An 18,639-nucleotide genomic window follows, 5' to 3' on the forward strand; every position below is an offset into this window, starting at 1 on the left:
GATCAAGGTTGGCACTATCAAATGAAACAATACCGTCATTCTCTTAAGAACTGCGGCATAATAAAAAGTATATTAAAATACTATAATTTCAAAAGGAGTAAGGCGAAATTAAAGGGTATGAGCCCGGTATAATACCGGGCTCATACCCTAGAGGCTTCCTAATGAAACGACCTGTCTAATTTTCGGGGGGCACTTCATTTTATGTCATGCTTTTCTTTTCTATCAATATTTTTTTCAAATCTAATCCGTTATAACAACTTTCACTCGGGCAAGAACTTTTTTATTTGTTAAAACCACTTAATTCTCAAACACAAAATTAATCTTATTATCTTTCCACTCTAACTTCGCATCAAACGTTTTCTCGCCTTTTGTAAAGCCTTTAATTAAATCGGTCTTCTCACCTTTTAATAGCTTCGTCATGTTTTTTTGCGAAATTGTTTTACTTAATATCTTCTTCGAAATGGTAAAGTCACATTGTGTTGTATTGTAGTTTGAACAACCGTAAAACGTGGACTTGTCGATAACATCGCCATCACATTTTTTGCAGTTCCCAACCTTTTTACCTGTTGTAAATTTCGATCCTTTTCGTTCAATCGATTCAACATGTAATCCGGTGAAATCCCATTTCTCCGACATTTCTACCGCATCTTCAATAATTTTAGCTGATAGTTTTTTCGTTTGTTCCATAAATGTCGCTGGTGAAGCTGTGCCTTCACCAATTTCCGCAAGGCGTTGCTCCCATTTTGCTGTCATTTCTGGTGAAGCCAGTATTTTATCACCGATTGCTGTAATTAATACTTTCCCTTTATCGGTTGCGTACACTTGGTTTTTCTGCACATCTATATATTTACGGTCTTTCAGCATTGTAATAATACCAGCACGAGTGGCCTCAGTACCTAAACCTTCTGTTTTCTTCAATACTTTCTCAAGCTCTTCATTCTCTAAATACTTACCGGCCGTTTTCATTAACGTAATAAGTTGTCCTTCTGTATAACGTTTCGGTGGCTGTGTTTTTCCCTCTTTCACTTTCACCTTTACAACTTTTCCTTGTTCACCTTCTGCGACAATTGGAAGAATTGTTTCGTCATCTTTATCGTCTTGGAAAATAACTTTACGCCAACCTTCTTGAATTTGCTGTTTTCCTTTCGAAATGAACGCAGCACGTTCGTCTACAAGAGTTGTAATCGTTGTGTAATCAAAGATTGCTACTTCATAATGCGCCGCAATAAGTCTTCTTACGACCATATCGTAAATTTTCTTTTCATCACCTGATAGCTTGCTTGGGTTTGTAACTTGCTCTGTCGGTATAATTGCGTAGTGATCTGTAACTTTCTTTTCATTCACATAACGCTTATTATTCATAATCGATTCAATTGGTGCTGGCAATAAGCCTTTATATTCATCAAACTGACTTAACTTCTGTAAAATATCAGGGAACGTCGCTGCTTCTCCTTGTGTAACATAGTTAGAATCCGAACGAGGATAAGAGACAATCCCTTTTTGATATAGTGCTTGTGTTATATCTAGCGTCTTTTTCGGTGAAAATTTAAAGGCTTTATTCGCTGTCGCTTGCAGTGCTGATAAATTAAATAAAAACGGCGGCTGAAACTCTTTACGCTCCGTTTTCATTTCTTTTACTACAGCCGGTTTGTTTTGACAAAACGCTGCAATTTTATTTGCCAAATCAGGGTCATTTAAGCGGGACTCATTATCTTTCTCCCATTTCCCCTCATATTTCTTTCCTTCTATATTAAAGGTTGCGAACACTTCCCAAAACGGCTCTGACTTAAAGTTCTCTATTTCTTTTTCACGCTTTACAATGAGTGCTAATGTTGGTGTTTGTACACGACCAGCGGAAAATACATCGTTCATTCCTTTTTTCTTTAGCAAAATACTAAAGACACGCGATGCATTCATACCAACGACCCAGTCAGCGCAAGATCTTGTATATGCTTCGTAATACGTATTAATCGTATCTGCTTCATCTAGTAAATTTTTAAACCCTTGATAAATAGCTTGCTTCGTTAAAGATGAAATCCAAAGACGCTTCATTGGCTTTTGCACATTGCAAAGATTAATAATGTTTCGTACGATCAATTCCCCTTCACGCCCAGCATCGCCCGCGTGAATAATTTCTGTTACCTGTGGATTATGTAACAGCTGTTTCACAACGTTAAATTGCTTATACTTTGACTTTGTTACCTCAAACTGAAAACGCTCTGGAATCATCGGTAATGTATTTAATGACCATTTTTTCCACTCTGCGTGATAATGTTCTGGATTACATAACTGCGTCAAATGACCAATTGCCCATGTACAGTACGCTCCATTTGGAAATAACTCATTTGCTTCTACTTCTAAATAACCATCTTTCCGGCGATATTTAAACTGTGAAACAAGGGCCAAACCTTGATCTGGTTTCTCGGCAATAATTAATTTCATTTTATAACTCCCTATCTGCATTCCAGTGTTACTTTCATTGTCTATATGTTTAGAAGCGATGATAATACAACAATCTTATTTATCATTCACGGTTTGTCTCACAAATGGGAGACCTATAATATTATACGCTTATTCTTTATGGCTTCACAATAGAAACTCATCATATAACAATTTCTTTCGCATGCTCACAAACAAAAAAGACGATCAAAAATCTAGCGTCCTTTCCATTCACTACTATTTGCTTTCATATATCCTATAAAATTTAAAATACAACAATTCCTTATGAAGCATCGTCTACTAAGATAACCATCATTATTTAAAAATCATATTGAACTTACCTTTTTTAAATTGTGCAGATAATTTGCAGATATATATTAGCATAAGTACTCTCCATTTGAACATATGATGAAGTGAATGATAGGACAGGGAGGTATCATGATGTTCGCTTATACATTAACTGCCTTAACACTTTGTTGTATCTCGATTATTATCACATCATATATTTCTAAACGTAAGGGTACCCTAATGGAGTATATGGTATTTATTATGTCTTTTAGTATGAGTATCGGTTTAAGTATGGGTTTTTATTTAGGTATTCTCTTTAAAGGAGAATTACTATATTCTACTTTGCTTGCTATTTTGATTAGTGGTGTTATCGGTTTTTTAGTCGGTATTCGTTTTCACCTGTACACTGCCTTAGAAGGAATGTTCTCCGGTTTAATGGCAAGTATGATGGGAGCAATGATTACAGAAATGTTAAACGCTCAACAAGCTCATAGTATTCTGTTTATTAGTCTTTTACTTACTATAACGATAACTATGTCATGTATGATTCAGCTTTTATCAGAAACCTTTTCTACTTATATCCATCGTCGGTTTCTATTATTACTTTCCATTAGCATAGTAATTGTTCTTACTGTATTCGTGACATTCCCAGATCATACTCCCCCATCTTCATCCGGGCACGATCAACATATGCATTAACACTTGCAACGAAAATTAATAAGCAGCTATCTATTAAGATAACTGCTTTACATTATGATAAACTACATGAATTTTATATTATTCTGGCTTATTAGGAATGTTAGGGTTTGGAACATAATCAGATTTATAATCTGTGTATTTCACTTCTGTTACCATCCCCGCTGAAGCATGGTGTAAATCATGACAGTGGAACATCCATTCACCTGGATTGTCTGCTACAAAGGCTACTTCATATTCTTCTCCTGGTTTTAAGTTCAAAGTGTCTTTAACAATTGGAGAACCTTCTATCGGTTTCCCATCTTTACTCAACACCTGAAAGAAATGACCATGTAAATGCATCGGGTGATCGTCCATTTTAGATTGATTTACCAATTTTACCTTTACTAAATCACCCTTTTTCACTGGAATTGGGTCAATATCCGGAAATACTTTTCCGTTAATTGTATATACCATTTCATTTCCATTCATTTGCGTATTCAAGTCCATATTATATGTGGCAGTATACTGCTGGTCTAATGTAAAACTTCCTACCTTTTTAGTACCATACTTCGTCATATCTAATTTCGGTAATTTTTCTTTTTCATCTGCTTTGTCTTTCATCTCTTTGCTTCCATCATATTCAATAACAGCTTTCATTCCTTTTGCACCTTTATTTTCTGAATGGTCTTCAACATACCATTTTCCAGGATTGTTAGCAGTAAATTCAACATCATAACGTTCCCCCGGTGCAATTGAAATTACTTTGTCTTTTATAACTTTTGGATCATTAATTGGTTGACCATCTGTTGCAATTACTTTTATATCATGACCGTGAACGTGTATATCATGTGATAGATAACCGGCATTAACGAGTCGAAGACGAACTTTATCCCCCTTATTCACTTTTAATGGCTCTACTAAATCACCGCTTTTACCATTGATTGTGAATAAGTCATACATACTCATATCATGACTTTCCATCTTCATATTTCCATGGTCCATTCCTGTCATATTACCCGAGTCTTTTTTATCACTGCCCATGTCCATACCGGAATGATCCATGCCTTTCATATCATCATTCTTTTTCGTATTTTCATTATCCTTAGATTTATTACCTTTTTCCCCTTTTGTCATTTCTTTTAACTGCTTATTAATTTCTTCTTTATCTGTTACCCATTCATCTAATATTAATGTGTAATCTTTATCATACTTTTCATTTGTATCCTCTACAATAAGAGCACCATACAAACCTCTATCTAGTTGATTTACAGAATCTTGATGTGAATGATACCAATACGTTCCTGGTACGTTCGCTTCAAATTCATAGGTGAAACTTTTTCCAGATTCAACCGCATCTTGTGTCACGCCTGGAATTCCATCCATGTTATTTGGGACAGGATACCCATGCCAATGAATAGATACTGGTGCAGATAATTCATTTTTCAATGTCACTTTGACCTTTTCACCTTTTTTTACCCTAATTTCTGGACCAGGAGATGAACCATTAAATGTCCAGACTGGAACAATAACACCGTTACTTAGCTTTTGTTTTTCTTCTTTCGCTACTAAAGTAACTTCCGGTCCCTTTACAACTTTCAATGGTTTTGTAGCCGTTTCAGTCTGTGCTGTTTTTTTATCGTTCATATTATTATGATCATTTGTTGTATTTGTGGTCGCAGAACATGCAGCAATTAAAGATATTACGGAGACTGTAACTGCTGTTAATACAAATCCCTTCATGGAAAATTCCTCCTTTTTCTTTTTCAAGATTATTATAGAAGACAATTTTCAAGAAAATATGGAGATGTTAAATGTACAAAATAAAAAGGCGCCCAAAATTGAGCGCCTCTTCTAATTATTATTTCGTAACAACTTCATCTTCTTTTACATTTACATTATTTTCTCTCATAAACTCTTCAATCTCTTCAACTGATCTAACGATATCTTTTGACAAGTTTTCAAACCCATCTTTTGTTACAAGGATATCATCTTCAATACGAATTCCAATTGATTCTTCTTCAATATATAGACCTGGTTCAATCGTAATGACCATACCTTCTTCTAATACTCTATCTTTGTATGTTCCTACATCATGAGTATCTAAACCTAGGAAATGACTAACACCATGATAATAATATTTAGATAGTTCCTCGTCTTCTTGAATTAAGCCAATTGCTTTACACTCTTCTGCTAGTACTTTTTTTGTATGCTCATTTAATGCAGCAAACTTTAATCCTGGCTTAATAAGCTCAGTTGTTTCTTTCAATGCTTTTAACACGATATTATATATTTGTTTTTGGCGACTAGAGAATGTTCCACTAGCTGGGAATGTGTAACTAATATCAGCGTTGTAGTAATCTTTTTGAGCACCTAAATCGAGCAGTACTAAATCACCATTTTGAATTTGTGCATCGTTATCTTCATAATGCAGTACAGTCGCATTTCTACCGCTCGCTAAAATTGTATTAAACGCATGATGTTTAATTCCAGATGATTTAAGCGTAAAATCAAAATGGGCTTCTAATTCATATTCCATCACATCTGCTTTTGCATGCTTCAGCACGTTATAAATGCCCTCTTTAGTAACAGCTATCGCTTCTTTAATGATTTCAATTTCTTCCTCTGTTTTAAACACTCGTAATTCACAAATGTTTGGGTATACATTACCAATCAAAACGTGTGGATACTGTTCTCTTACATGCTTAGCAAACGCTAGCGTTTTTGTCTCCCTACCATTCCACTCACGACGCTCTAAATCTAAATATAGATGCTTCACATTTTCTGTAAAAAGTATATTTGACATTGTCTTTTCAAAGCTATCTAAATATACAACTTTCTTTATACCTGAAATATTCTCTGCTTCTTCGTTAGAAACTGTTTTACCGACCCATTTTTCCATTACTGGATCTGACTTTTCAATGAAAAGTGTTTCTTCAACACTATTTCCAAACTTCTTCAACATGAAAATAACATTTGGTTCATCGATTCCTGTTACATAGTAAAAATTACGATTCGGCACAAATTTATAATGTGCATCCGCTGACATATGAGGTGCTTGTCCAGCAAATAAAATAGTAATCGATTCATCTGGTAATGTGTTTACTAATCGTTCTCTATTTTGAGTAAAAAATGTTGACTTCATAATAATCCCCCTTGCGTTCTATGTATGCTTTTAAAACTAATTATCCAATACAATTCATTCTATTATTGTTATAATTTTTCGTCAATTAATAGTGTTCATTTTGAAAATAAAACTTTCATTACCGGGTTTCTTACCACGCATATATGCGGGATAAAATCTTCATTACTATTCCACTCGAGATTATGCATACCACTCCACAATTTCTTGACATTTATTCCATATACTTAAAATCTCATACATATAGGAAAGGAGCCTACAAACGTGAAACATTACGTAGGACTAGCCATTACTTCATTATTTATAATTACAGGATGTTCTAACAATGTAGAAACAGCACCAGTGAAAAAAGAAACAGTTCAATCTCAGCCAAAAAATAAAGAAACTGCAACTGCAGTTCCATCAAGCTTCTATAAAGAAATTACATCTGGAAAAATCGAGCACATTCATGGAATTGGCTATGCAGGAAATATGCCTGGGGTTTCTATCGCAACTCACAGTGGTATAAAAGTTTATCAAAATGGCAAATGGTTTGAAACTACGACTGAGCTACATGATTATATGGGATTTCAGGCAACAAAGAACGGATTCTTTGCCAGCGGTCATCCTGAACCAGGTGCAAATTTAAAAAACCCTTTAGGGTTAATGAAAAGTTCTGATGGCGGAAATACCCTTGAAAAGCTAGCCTTTTATGGAGAATCTGATTTTCATAACCTTGCTGTCGGATACAATACGGAAGCAATTTATTTATACAATGAGCGTCCAAATTCTAAATTGCAACAAGGTTTTTATTTCAGTACGAACAACGGACAAGATTGGAAAAATAGTAAGTTAAAAGGTCTTTCAAGTACAATTCATTCCTTTTCCGTACATCCGGATCAATCTAGTGTAGTCGTGGTAAGTGCTAAAGATGGCGTTTACTTATCTACAGATTACGGAAATACATTTGAAATATTCTCTACATCACTTGAATCGACCGCAGTTACATTAAGTAATGAAGATGTTATTTACGCCCCTATCAATAAGCAAATCGTAACGAAGAAATCAATTGCTACAAATGAAGAGACAAACATACAAACTCCACCTTTAGATCCTAAAGATGCAATTATGTATATTTCACAAAACCCTCAAAATTCAGCTGAAATAGTATTTGCTACAATGAAAGCAAATGTGTTCCTTTCTACAGATGAGGGTAAAACGTGGAAACAGATTACTAAAGAGGGAACATTCCAATTTAATTAGAAAGGTGAATTTAACTTGTTTTCAACAATTAGTGAATGGAGCTATCAACTCATGTCTCCTTTAATGAATGTCGCGAATGCTACGAAATCAGTACCTCTTTTATTTGCGTTTTTATTAGGCGTAGTAGGTACCCTTGCTCCTTGCCAATTAACAGGAAACATTAGTGCTATTTCACTTTATCCCGCATTAACGGGCAGTAAAACTCCCACCTCAAAATTCGGATAGGACAAAGAAGTTAGGTGGGAGATCAACTGCCCGTAAATGCCCGATTGGTTCAACTAATAATCAGTGGGGGATGAACAAAACCCCCACTGATTAAAGTTTCACTTTATGGCAATCAATCTTTACAAAAAGGACATGCATGGAAACATATATTGTTATTCATTTTAGGAAAAATAATAGCTTTTACAACGCTTGGACTATTAGTATGGTTTTTAGGAAAAGAGATTCAGCAAATATTAACTTTGTACTTCCCGTGGTTACGAAAAATAATTGGACCTTTATTAATTTTAATGGGGCTAATGTTGGCAGGTATTATAAAGAGCAGAAATTTCTTCTCGATCAAATTTATACGAAAACAAAATGAAGTTGGCTCATTTTTACTTGGATTCTTCTTTTCCTTAGCTTTCTGTCCGACTATGTTCGTTCTATTTTTTGGAACGTTAATCCCTTTATCTTTCTCATATAATTATGGTTACTTGTTTCCAACATTCTTTTCGATAGGAACTGCTCTCCCTATCGTTATATTACTGTTCATCATCTCCTACCTTGGATTAAATGGGGCACTACTTAAAAAGAGCCGAAAAATAGGAAAAAACATTCAGCTTATAGCAGGGATACTACTCATTTTATTTGGACTTTATGATACTACTCTATATTGGTAATACATACAAAAGGTAAGCTTCAGTGAAATGAGCTTACCTTTTGTATCATTTTATTTATTTTTTCTTTTGTTGTAGTTGATCTAGTAAATTTTTAACAAATGCTAGAAACAGCGGATCATTCTCTTTTTTAGGTGACCATTGCATAATAAGTTGTCGCGGGATTTTAATTTCTATCGGTTGCACAATGAAGTCATGAATAATTTGCTTATGTAGTCCTGATACTGGAACAATTGTTATACCGTTAACTTGTAAAGCAAGTGCTAATGCTGAACTAATTGTTTCTGATTCCATCACTTTATTAACTACTATTTCATTTTTCATCAAATATGGTTCAAGTACTTCTTTACAACCAGAAAGCGGCATAATAAAAGGATAATTTTTCAACTCTTTCATTGTCAGATCAGATGGAACAGACTTAGAAGAAACCATAACATACGGATCTTCACCAATTACATCATAATGAAATCCTGGTATTAAATTTTCTTTTATAGAAATTGAAAAATCTGCACTTCCAGAAGACAACCAATCTAACACTTCTTGATAGCTTCCCTCTCGAACTGCAAGTACATACTGACTTTGATCAAAATTATCTAATTCGATACACTCCGCCAAACAATATACAGTAACTGAAGGATATGTAGCTAATACAATCTTATACAAGTTATTATTTTTTAATTGTAAAGCTGTTTCTTCAAGGTTTTCATACTCCATTAGAAGTCGATCTACACAAACTAAAAATTCTTTTCCATTTTCAGTTAACACCGTTCCTTGTCTAGATCGCTCGAATAAAGTTAAAGCATATCTTTTCTCTAATTTGTTAATGATATGCGTTATTGCTGGTTGTGTCATATGTAATTCCTTCGCCGCTAAACTAATGCTGTTCAAACGAGCCACGTATTTAAAAACTTTAAAATCAAAAACGTTCATTCTGTTCTCCTTATATAAAAGATATTTATATCATCTATAAATAAGCTTCATTATATTTATCAACCCACTTCATATACACTAATTATACATCATCAATATTACGAAAAAATAAGCATATAAACATTAGAGGAGTGTTGATTCAATGAGTACTTACGTTTTAGTACATGGAGCATGGCAAGGCGAATGGGCATGGGAATTTGTAAAACCTCAGTTAGAGGCTTTCGGACATACAGTTATTACACTAGACTTACCTGGAAGCGGTAAAGATACGACTCCTTCTCAGAATGTAACGTTAGATTCCTATGTTAATGCAGTAACGGATGCGATACATCAACAAAATGAAAATGTTATTCTCATTGGACATAGTATGGGCGGCATTGTTATTACACAAGCAGCTGAATATATACCAAATAAAATCGATAAATTAGTTTATCTTTGCGCATTCTTACCACAAAACGGTGAAAGTCTTGGTAGTAAATTAAATGGCGAAACCGGACCACAATTCTCTATAAATGAGAAAGACTTGACTGCAGAACTTATACCAGAGTTGATTGAACAAACATTTTTAAATGCTACAGAAGACGGTTCTATTAAAGAAGCATCTTTTAATCAAATGCGCCCTCAACCGCTAGGACCGTTCCAACAAGAGCTAAAAATATCAGAAGAGAACTTTGGAACTGTAAATCGTATTTATATCGAAACAACTCTAGATAGAGCGATTCCGATTGATTTTCAGCGCCGAATGAATACAGAAACTCCTTGCACGAAAATAATTACTTTGGAAGCTGATCATTCACCATTCTTTTCTAAAACAACAGAACTTGTTAATTACTTAAATGAATTAAGCTAAATTTCATTTAATAAAAATAGACACCCGCGGGTGTCTATTTTTTTATGCTAACTAGAACCTGTCATTACTTCCTCTACATTTGCATTCCCTTTTGCTTCATCTCCCACTTTTTATACAGTAGTACTGCCCCAAATAAGAATACCCCCGCAATAAATGAACCTACTGGTAACATTTTTATCATTTCATCAGGAAATACGAGTGGAAGTAACGGAAATGCATAAGCTGCTGGAATACGTACCCCAACGATTTTTAACAAAACAAGCATCAATATCATATTTAATAAAGTAACTACAATCCATGAATCGATTGCAAAGTACAATAAAGTTCCAACAGCTGCCGATATAGTTAATACTAGTATTTGTTTAAATGCCATTTTTTCATTGTACATCGGTTTTTGAAGCGATTCATACACAACAACTAATATTGGCGGAATAGCCGCTAATTGTTCATAACCAGTGATCCAACATATACTTATCCATACAAAATTTAGTATTAAAAATACAACCATATATTTATATTGTATTTTTACTTTTCTCTCAAGACCGTTATTCAGTTTAAATATAAGAACACCTAGCATCAATATGAATGTCAAAATAAAGACCGATATAATAAATGACCATTCAGTCGCATTTGTTACTAGAGGTAATAAACCAGTTGCAATTGACGGTGCTAAATTGGATTGAATAACACGTAAAAACAACATCATTAATATAAGTGTTAAGATAACTTTTCCTATATAGGAAATATCCATTTGATTCACTGCAAAACCAATAACAGCTGTTATTGACGGCGCAATAAAGATTTTTTCTGGTTGTCTTAGCCATCCCGGCTCACGATATGCCCATAAAGCTATTGCCATCGCAGCTATTTCCGGCAAAATTACTTCTGGATCATCTAATAGTACACCAGCTGCGACCATTGCTAAAATAAATAGAATTGCAATGCTATATGAAATAATTGTCTCTTTCCTTGAAATTACTGAATCCATTATTACATACTCCTTTTATTCTCTCTTTTCATTATGCTTGTATAAATGCGGTCAATACAAAGAACCTTTGCATACCCTACTTAGGTATTGTATACAAATAATTTTCATATTTCAAGTATTACTTATCTACTTAGTTTCTCCATACTATTTTATATACAGTATAAAGAGTTGATTTTTTACAGGCATTGACACCTTATAAAAGATAGGTTACAATAACTATAAATTAGTAAGTTACTAATTTATAATAAGAATCTTAGAGGTGAAAGAAATGAAAAACATTTTATTCCGTATTAATGAATTAGCAAAAAAAGAAAAAATTTTAGGATTAAATAGTGCAGAAAAACAAGAGCAACAAATGCTAAGAAAAAGCTATACGAAAGAATTCCGCGGAAGTTTAGATTCCATTTTACTAAATACAACAATTGTAGATTCTAGCGGAGAAAATATTACTCCACTTGCTTTACAGCATGCCCAAGACCGTTTGAAATTTAGCGAATGAGCTCCGTGCTAAAGAATACATTCAATAAAACATAAAAAGAGCTGAAATTCCTATATAGAAATTCCAGCTCTTTTTATTGTCTTTTCTAATTTAGTATACGAGCGATACATAGCAATTCTCCACGATACGATCATCGCAAAGGCAAGTAAGAAAAACATCCCGCTTAATTGTGCTAAATCAATCGATTGACTTAAATATGATTTAAGTCCTACTCGTACAGCTAATAATCCAACTAAAATAAATATGAACGCTTTTGACGGTTTCATATATATGTCTTCACCTTTTATTTCGAACTTAGATGTTTTAATAAGAAATATAGAGAAAATAAGTCCTATACTAATTGCCTCTACTATTTCTAACGATGTTAACCGAAACTCTGGTAAGAAGTACATCGATGCGCCAGTACTCATAAAGATTGGCGGTAATATAATTTTCTTTTTCGTTACCGGTTTTTTCGCTGACTTAAATCGAAGAAACATTACTCCAACGGCCATACAAACTGCTACGATACTTGATAAAAGTGCTAAACTCATACTCTCCACCCCTATCTATTTAAAAGACTTTTTGAGCAAAATCATAAACCAAACAAGCCCGACACTTATAATGACATGAGCTAATCCAGCCATATGGCTTAAACCGTTAAAGTCTGTTCCGTTTACTTGTAAAATACCTCTAAATACCATTGTAGCGATTGTAAAAATTAATCCTATGTTATACACAACAAACCATGCACGAAAACTTTTTGTTTCACGGACATTAAATACTTTAAATAGAGCCAAAGCGACCAAAAAGAATACGAAGCCGAGCACTAATACGTGTGTATGCACTAATTGCAACATAGTGGATCCTTTAATTCCTTGCGCTTTTGTATACTCTCTAGCAAATACACCTGATAATAAACCAATAATTAAGTAAATGAATGCTGCATTATATAATTTCTTCATTATATTCCTCCTGCTGTAGAACGACAATTAATATCGTCACTTTCCATATTCACTGCAATCATTTTACGCAAAGTTTATGAACGGAATATGAACAGAGTATTACATTGTTAGTTTGGTTTTTTATTTCTTGAAAATAAAAAGGCCATTCCACAACTATTAATTGTGGAATGGCCTTCTAACTTATTTTAAATCTTCAATTGAGAAGGCACCAGGCAATAACTGCTCTACAGTCACTTCTTTTTCATCGCCTTTTACATTCGTTAGTAAAACTGGCATTTTCGGATTACAAAATTCAGCAATAACTTGTCTACATGCACCACATGGTGAAATCGGTCCGTCCGTTTCGCCTGTAATGACTAAGTAACTAAAGTCACGCTCACCTTCTGATACTGCTTTAAAGATTGCCGTTCTTTCTGCACAGTTACATAAACCGTAAGAAGCATTTTCTATATTACAACCAGTATAGATTTTACCTTCTTTTGTAACTAACGCTGCACCAACAGGAAATTTTGAATACGGAATATACGCTTTTGATAACATCTTATTTGCTTCTTCAATATATTTTTTCTTATCCATATTATTTCCTCCTCAAAGTAAATGTAATTATGATTAGTCAGTAATAACTGTATGAACCAATTTAGGAGCCACTGCTGTTTCAGAGATAGAAATATTTTCATAAATTTTTGCTTTTACATCTTCTACATTTTCACGATTTGCGTAAATCGTTACGAATGGCTCACCTTCTTTTACTGCGTCGCCAACTTTTTTACGTAACATTAAACCTACAGCTAAATCAATTTCATCTTCCTTCGTTGCACGACCTGCACCAAGTAACATAGCTGCGATACCGATTTCATCTGCAACAATGTTTGAAATAACACCTGAAGTTTTTGCAGGTACATCAATTACATACTTCGCTTGTGGCATTTTTTCTGGATTGTCTACAATCGAACTGTCTCCGCCTTGATTGCTTAAGAACTCTTTAAATTTCTCAGTTGCTTTTCCGTTTTTCATAACTTCAATTAGCATTTCACGAGCTTCTTCTAATGTATTTGCTTTTTTCGCAAGTACAACCATTTGGCTACCTAATACAAGTACTAATTCTGTTAAATCTTCTGGACCTTCACCTTTTAAAGTATCAATTGCTTCCTTCACTTCTAGAGCGTTACCAATCGCAAAACCAAGAGGCTGTGACATATCTGAAATTACTGCCATCGTTTGACGTCCAACATTATTTCCGATACGTACCATTGCATGAGCTAATTCTTTTGCATCTTCTTCTGTTTTCATAAATGCACCAGCACCTGTTTTCACATCAAGTACGATCGCATCAGCACCAGCTGCAATTTTTTTACTCATAATTGAACTTGCGATTAGAGGAATCGAGTTTACTGTTCCTGTTACATCACGAAGTGCATAGATTTTTTTATCAGCAGGTGTTAAGTTTCCTGTTTGTCCGATAACAGCCACTTTATCACGGTTTACAATATCAATGAATTGCTCTTTCGTAATTTCAACGTGGAATCCTTCCACTGCTTCTAATTTATCAATTGTCCCGCCCGTATGTCCTAAACCACGACCAGACATTTTTGCTACTGGTACATCTAAAGCAGCAACTAATGGTCCTAATACTAATGTTGTTGTATCACCAACACCGCCAGTTGAATGCTTATCTACTTTAATGCCTTCAATTGCTGATAAGTCGATTGTTTCTCCAGATTCAACCATTGCCATTGTTAAGTCTGCGCGTTCACGATCCGTCATATCTTGGAAGAAGATTGCCATTGCAAGTGCACTCGCTTGATAATCAGGAATACTTCCATCTGTATATCCATTAATAAAGAAATTAATTTCTTCAGTCGTTAATTCTTTTCCATCACGTTTTTTCGCAATAATATCTACCATTCTCATTACAATCACCATTCCTTTTTATATTATATGAATCTGTTAAAATAATAAGCCAACGATTGTTGCTGATAAGAAACTTACTAATGTTGCACCAAAAAGTAATTTCAAACCAAATCTTGCGACTACATTCCCTTGTTTTTCATTTAAGCTCTTAACTGCCCCTGCAATAATCCCAATTGAAGAGAAGTTTGCAAATGATACTAAGAATACAGATATAATCGCTGTCGTTCTATCTGAGAAATTAAAGTTTCCTTGTGCTAAATCTGTCATAGCGACAAATTCATTCGATACTAATTTTGTTGCCATAATATTTCCGGCATTAACTGCTTCATGCCAAGGAACACCCATAATAAATGCAAATGGTGCAAATACATAACCAAGAATTTCTTGGAATGAGATACCGATTACACCTTTAAATACTGCATTAATGAATGCGATAAGAGCAACGAAACCAATTAACATAGCCGCTACTGTAATCGCAACTTTAAATCCATCTATAATGTATTCCCCTAATACTTCAAAAAAGGTCTTTTTCTCTTCTTCTTGTACTTCTAACATATCTTCTTCTTCAGTAACCTCATACGGGTTAATAATAGAAGCGATAATAAATCCACCAAATAAGTTAAGTACTAAAGCCGTTACAACATATTGCGGTTTTAATAAAACCATGTATGATCCAACGATAGACATAGAAACTGTAGACATTGCAGATGCACATAATGTATACATTCTTTTTTCTGGCAATAATCCTAGTTGTTTCTTAACTGAAATAAACACTTCAGATTGTCCTAAAATCGCAGAAGCTACCGCGTTATATGATTCTAGTTTCCCCATTCCATTTACTTTACTTAATACTAGACCGATAGATTTCACAATAATAGGTAATACTTTAATGTGTTGCAAAATACCTATTAAAGCTGATATAAATACGATTGGCATTAATACACTTAAAAAGAATGAAAACTCTTTTTGATTTACTAATCCACCAAATACGAAATTCACACCATCAGCGGCATATTTTAATAATTCTCCAAAACCATCTGCTATTCCGCTAATTAATATATTCCCTATGCTTGTATTTAATAATAAAAATCCCAAAATGAATTGTAATATAACCATCGTTATGATTGGACGATATTTGACTTTCTTTCTATCATTACTAGCAAGCCAAGCGATACCTAAAATCAATACGAGGCCAAAAACACCTATTAAGTATTTCATAAGTCGTCTCCTCCCATTCGTATCCGCTTACATTCTTTTCAATTGTTAAAGCAATAGATACACTTTACTTTAAACGTGTATCTATTGCTCTTTACTTCATTAGTGATTAATAGTTATCTGTAGCACCTTTTGCATCATTTAATACGATTGCAACACTAGCACTTGCTCCAACGCGAGAAGCTCCAGCCTCTACCATTTTGTCTGCATCTTCACGTGTACGAACGCCGCCAGATGCTTTCACGCCAACATTTGGTCCAACTGTTTTACGCATTAATGCGATATCTTCAGCAGTTGCTCCGCCAGTTGAGAATCCAGTTGAAGTTTTTACGAAATCAGCGCCAGCTTTTACTGATAATTCACAAGCACGAACTTTTTCTTCGTCTGTTAGAAGGCAAGTTTCAATGATTACTTTTACAAGAGCTTTTCCTTTTGCTGCTTGTACTACTTCATAAATATCTTTTTCAACGAACTCATTGTCGCCATCTTTTAAAGCACCTACGTTGATTACCATATCAACTTCAGTTGCACCTTTTGCGATAGCATCTTTTGTTTCGAATGCTTTTGTTTCAGTAGTGCTTGCTCCTAATGGGAAACCGATTACAGTACAAACGTCTACATCATGTCCAGCTAATTCTTCAGCAGCTAGCTTTACCCATGTAGGATTAATACAAACTGAAGCAAATTTGTATTGCTTTGCCTCTTCGATTACTTTCATAACATCTTCTTTAGTAGAATTTGGTTTTAAAATTGTATGGTCAATTAACTTTGCAATGTTCATTATCTTCACTCCTCATATCTTTTAACAACTTCATTCTAACTCTTAGTTGAACAAATGTAAATACACTTTTGAAATTTTGTTCACTCTTTTACAAAAGGGAATTTCTTGTAGTAGATACGGTGCATTCTAGCTGAGAAACAATTCATATACATCACAAGTTGAAATCAAAATTTTTATGTTAACACTGGTAGTATGTATCTCAATATCCATAATTATTTTTAAAAAGGAAGTTTGTGTTCCAAGAAGGACTCCTATACTTTATACATAACAAAATAAAAGGCTTTCTCAAAATTAATATTTTGAGAAAGCCTTTTATTTCTAATCTTTTTGATAATGTAACAATTCTTTCGCCGTATGCTGATCGATAATTAATACATTTGCATACCCGCCACGTAACGCACCATCAATTGCTTTTACTTTTCTATTACCACCTGCAACTAAAATAGAACGTTTCTTTAATTTAAGTTCCTCTAACTCAATTCCAATTGTACGCTTATTAATTTCTTCGCTACTAATATTTCCGTCTCCATCAAAGAAACGTGAACAAATGTCACCGACCGATTGTTTTTTCAAAATGTTCGTTTCATCCTTATCGAAATATCCTAATCGGAATAATAGCGCTTCGTCTCGCACTGTTCCAACAGTGAAAACTGCAATATTCGCTTGTTTTCCCATTTCGATAATGTGATGAATATGTCTATCTTGCTCCACTAATTCTTTTGTCACTGCATTATCAAATATAACTGGAAGGGGTAGATTTCTTGGCGTCGTTTGAAAAGCATCTGCAAATAAAGCAATCGTCTCATTCGCATATGTATTTACACTTGAGTGACTAATGCCACCTTTTAATTGGACAACCTCTACACCTTTCACATGTTGCGGCACGATTTTTCTAGCGATTTCATACATCGTCATTCCCCAGCTTACACCAACGATATCACCAGTTTTCACGGTCTTTTCCATATACTCAGCAGCATACTTACTAATATACTCCGTAATCGTTGCATATTCTGGTACTGGAGAAAATACGACATGCGCTTCTAACAGGTTGTACTTTTCTTTAAGTAAATTCCCAACGTTATCTAAATCAGCAAACGGATCGGCTATGCTAATTTGAACAAATCCTTTTTCTTTTGCGTACTTTAATAATCTAGAGATCGTCGGTCTTGAAATATTTAATTTGTTAGCAATTTCTTGCTGACTATAATCTGATTGATAATATAATCTTGCAACTTCAACGCTTAACTGTTGTTTATCTTTTTCCATAGTAACTTATTACAAACCCTTTCCTGTATTTCCCTTTCGTTACAAGCATTATACAGCTTTATGCAAGAAATTTCGACTACCGAATTTTATCCACCTAAACTTCTATTCCACTTAGTATATACAATGAAACTTTATTGTGTAGCTTCATAAACTCAATACAGATGATCTTGAAGCAGATAAAGTGAAACTTTAATCAGTGGGGGGTTTGTCCATCCCCCACTGATTATTAGCCCTCACCAATCGGGCTTTTACGGGCAGTTGATCTCCCACCTAAATCCCCCGCATTCCCCGAATTTTGAGGTGGGAGTCTTACTGCACGCAAATAGCGGGATAAATCGATTCATATTCAATTCATTCTTTTTGTTCTTTCTGTAGTAACGATAACAAAACCCTTCAATAACAAACATTGAATATTATTTATGGAACTTCCTTAACGTACGGTAAAACCAAGTTTTTTAACATAGAAATTCCTTAGCGTACGAAATTCACGTTTTGATGGCGAGACCCCATGGCCATCAAGCTAAAGTTTTAATGTACCCCAAAATAAAAATTTTCTTTCACTACAGTTAATTACTTTGAGAAGTCAGC

At 34.3% G+C, this 18,639-nt stretch carries 16 protein-coding genes and 1 pseudogene; 5 read left to right on the forward strand and 12 right to left on the reverse strand.

Features of this window, described 5'->3' with window-relative positions:
* Window positions 1–297 precede the first annotated feature (297 nt).
* Window positions 298–2,442, reverse strand: coding sequence for a DNA topoisomerase III (gene topB, locus ACE38F_RS18765; protein WP_215555996.1), 2,145 nt, complete (start codon window positions 2,440–2,442; stop codon window positions 298–300).
* A gap of 438 nt (window positions 2,443–2,880) precedes the next feature.
* Between topB and ACE38F_RS18770 the strand changes: the two genes are divergently transcribed.
* The gene (locus tag ACE38F_RS18770; RefSeq protein ID WP_375369650.1) at window positions 2,881–3,426 is read left to right on the forward strand and encodes a hypothetical protein; all 546 of its coding nucleotides are present in this window, start codon (window positions 2,881–2,883) and stop codon (window positions 3,424–3,426) included.
* A 78-nt stretch (window positions 3,427–3,504) separates the two neighbouring features.
* Here ACE38F_RS18770 and ACE38F_RS18775 read toward each other — a convergent pair whose 3' ends face one another.
* Both ACE38F_RS18775 and ACE38F_RS18780 read right to left on the reverse strand, forming a co-directional pair.
* Window positions 3,505–5,145 carry a multicopper oxidase family protein gene (locus tag ACE38F_RS18775; RefSeq protein WP_375369651.1) on the reverse strand — a complete coding sequence of 547 codons (1,641 nt, stop codon included), beginning with the start codon at window positions 5,143–5,145 and terminating at the stop codon, window positions 3,505–3,507.
* A gap of 118 nt (window positions 5,146–5,263) precedes the next feature.
* Complete coding sequence (locus ACE38F_RS18780; protein WP_375369652.1) at window positions 5,264–6,547, reverse strand: aminopeptidase P family protein; 1,284 nt, start codon at window positions 6,545–6,547, stop codon at window positions 5,264–5,266.
* A gap of 261 nt (window positions 6,548–6,808) precedes the next feature.
* Here ACE38F_RS18780 and ACE38F_RS18785 point away from each other — a divergent pair, with 261 nt between their 5' ends.
* Both ACE38F_RS18785 and ACE38F_RS18790 read left to right on the forward strand, forming a co-directional pair.
* The gene (locus ACE38F_RS18785; RefSeq protein WP_375369653.1) at window positions 6,809–7,786 is read left to right on the forward strand and encodes a F510_1955 family glycosylhydrolase; all 978 of its coding nucleotides are present in this window, start codon (window positions 6,809–6,811) and stop codon (window positions 7,784–7,786) included.
* Window positions 7,787–7,801: 15 nt separating this feature from the next.
* A pseudogene (locus tag ACE38F_RS18790) lies at window positions 7,802–8,670 on the forward strand (urease accessory protein UreH domain-containing protein).
* Window positions 8,671–8,724: 54 nt separating this feature from the next.
* On the opposite strand, the gene ACE38F_RS18795 reads toward ACE38F_RS18790, so the two are convergent.
* Window positions 8,725–9,597 carry a LysR family transcriptional regulator gene (locus tag ACE38F_RS18795; RefSeq protein ID WP_375369654.1) on the reverse strand — a complete coding sequence of 291 codons (873 nt, stop codon included), beginning with the start codon at window positions 9,595–9,597 and terminating at the stop codon, window positions 8,725–8,727.
* Between the two features lie 142 nt (window positions 9,598–9,739).
* Between ACE38F_RS18795 and ACE38F_RS18800 the strand changes: the two genes are divergently transcribed.
* Window positions 9,740–10,447 (forward strand): alpha/beta fold hydrolase, encoded by a 708-nt coding sequence (locus ACE38F_RS18800; protein ID WP_375369655.1) that lies wholly within the window; start codon window positions 9,740–9,742, stop codon window positions 10,445–10,447.
* A gap of 73 nt (window positions 10,448–10,520) precedes the next feature.
* On the opposite strand, the gene ACE38F_RS18805 is transcribed toward ACE38F_RS18800, so the two are convergent.
* Complete coding sequence (locus ACE38F_RS18805; RefSeq protein ID WP_375369656.1) at window positions 10,521–11,435, reverse strand: hypothetical protein; 915 nt, start codon at window positions 11,433–11,435, stop codon at window positions 10,521–10,523.
* 268 nt (window positions 11,436–11,703) lie between these two features.
* On the opposite strand from ACE38F_RS18805, the gene ACE38F_RS18810 reads away from it, so the two are divergent.
* Window positions 11,704–11,934, forward strand: coding sequence for a DUF896 domain-containing protein (locus ACE38F_RS18810; RefSeq protein ID WP_375369657.1), 231 nt, complete (start codon window positions 11,704–11,706; stop codon window positions 11,932–11,934).
* 50 nt (window positions 11,935–11,984) lie between these two features.
* Here the strand turns inward: ACE38F_RS18810 and ACE38F_RS18815 are convergent, their stop codons facing one another.
* The 7 genes from ACE38F_RS18815 to ACE38F_RS18845 form a co-directional block, all read right to left on the reverse strand.
* A complete protein-coding gene (locus ACE38F_RS18815; RefSeq protein WP_002202406.1) occupies window positions 11,985–12,467 on the reverse strand; it encodes a CcdC family protein in 483 nt (160 codons plus the stop codon).
* Between the two features lie 15 nt (window positions 12,468–12,482).
* Window positions 12,483–12,878, reverse strand: a complete 396-nt coding sequence (locus ACE38F_RS18820) for a DUF2871 domain-containing protein (protein WP_002158323.1) — start codon at window positions 12,876–12,878, stop codon at window positions 12,483–12,485.
* Window positions 12,879–13,058: 180 nt separating this feature from the next.
* Window positions 13,059–13,454, reverse strand: a complete 396-nt coding sequence (locus ACE38F_RS18825) for a cytidine deaminase (RefSeq protein WP_002158324.1) — start codon at window positions 13,452–13,454, stop codon at window positions 13,059–13,061.
* 33 nt (window positions 13,455–13,487) lie between these two features.
* Window positions 13,488–14,789, reverse strand: coding sequence for a pyrimidine-nucleoside phosphorylase (locus tag ACE38F_RS18830; RefSeq protein ID WP_002158325.1), 1,302 nt, complete (start codon window positions 14,787–14,789; stop codon window positions 13,488–13,490).
* Between the two features lie 36 nt (window positions 14,790–14,825).
* Window positions 14,826–16,007 carry a NupC/NupG family nucleoside CNT transporter gene (locus ACE38F_RS18835; RefSeq protein WP_375369658.1) on the reverse strand — a complete coding sequence of 394 codons (1,182 nt, stop codon included), beginning with the start codon at window positions 16,005–16,007 and terminating at the stop codon, window positions 14,826–14,828.
* A 106-nt stretch (window positions 16,008–16,113) separates the two neighbouring features.
* On the reverse strand, window positions 16,114–16,785 hold the full coding sequence (deoC, locus tag ACE38F_RS18840) for a deoxyribose-phosphate aldolase (RefSeq protein WP_002012110.1): 672 nt from the start codon (window positions 16,783–16,785) through the stop codon (window positions 16,114–16,116).
* Between the two features lie 318 nt (window positions 16,786–17,103).
* Window positions 17,104–18,051, reverse strand: a complete 948-nt coding sequence (locus ACE38F_RS18845) for a sugar-binding transcriptional regulator (RefSeq protein WP_204207822.1) — start codon at window positions 18,049–18,051, stop codon at window positions 17,104–17,106.
* Between the last annotated feature and the right edge of the window lie 588 nt (window positions 18,052–18,639).

It is taken from the genome of Bacillus altaicus, from assembly GCF_042136375.2.
GTDB classification, from domain to species: domain Bacteria; phylum Bacillota; class Bacilli; order Bacillales; family Bacillaceae_G; genus Bacillus_A; species Bacillus_A cereus_U.

Coding starts and splice junctions, on each gene's coding strand:
- ACE38F_RS18800 (WP_375369655.1), top strand. CDS start 9,740: ATGAGTACTTACGTTTTAGTACATGGAGCATGGCAAGGCGAATGGGCA.
- ACE38F_RS18775 (WP_375369651.1), bottom strand. CDS start 5,145: ATGAAGGGATTTGTATTAACAGCAGTTACAGTCTCCGTAATATCTTTA.
- deoC (WP_002012110.1), bottom strand. CDS start 16,785: ATGAACATTGCAAAGTTAATTGACCATACAATTTTAAAACCAAATTCT.
- ACE38F_RS18780 (WP_375369652.1), bottom strand. CDS start 6,547: ATGAAGTCAACATTTTTTACTCAAAATAGAGAACGATTAGTAAACACA.
- ACE38F_RS18835 (WP_375369658.1), bottom strand. CDS start 16,007: ATGAAATACTTAATAGGTGTTTTTGGCCTCGTATTGATTTTAGGTATC.
- ACE38F_RS18795 (WP_375369654.1), bottom strand. CDS start 9,597: ATGAACGTTTTTGATTTTAAAGTTTTTAAATACGTGGCTCGTTTGAAC.
- ACE38F_RS18815 (WP_002202406.1), bottom strand. CDS start 12,467: ATGAGTTTAGCACTTTTATCAAGTATCGTAGCAGTTTGTATGGCCGTT.
- ACE38F_RS18820 (WP_002158323.1), bottom strand. CDS start 12,878: ATGAAGAAATTATATAATGCAGCATTCATTTACTTAATTATTGGTTTA.
- ACE38F_RS18845 (WP_204207822.1), bottom strand. CDS start 18,051: ATGGAAAAAGATAAACAACAGTTAAGCGTTGAAGTTGCAAGATTATAT.
- ACE38F_RS18770 (WP_375369650.1), top strand. CDS start 2,881: ATGTTCGCTTATACATTAACTGCCTTAACACTTTGTTGTATCTCGATT.
- ACE38F_RS18805 (WP_375369656.1), bottom strand. CDS start 11,435: ATGGATTCAGTAATTTCAAGGAAAGAGACAATTATTTCATATAGCATT.
- ACE38F_RS18825 (WP_002158324.1), bottom strand. CDS start 13,454: ATGGATAAGAAAAAATATATTGAAGAAGCAAATAAGATGTTATCAAAA.
- topB (WP_215555996.1), bottom strand. CDS start 2,442: ATGAAATTAATTATTGCCGAGAAACCAGATCAAGGTTTGGCCCTTGTT.
- ACE38F_RS18830 (WP_002158325.1), bottom strand. CDS start 14,789: ATGAGAATGGTAGATATTATTGCGAAAAAACGTGATGGAAAAGAATTA.
- ACE38F_RS18810 (WP_375369657.1), top strand. CDS start 11,704: ATGAAAAACATTTTATTCCGTATTAATGAATTAGCAAAAAAAGAAAAA.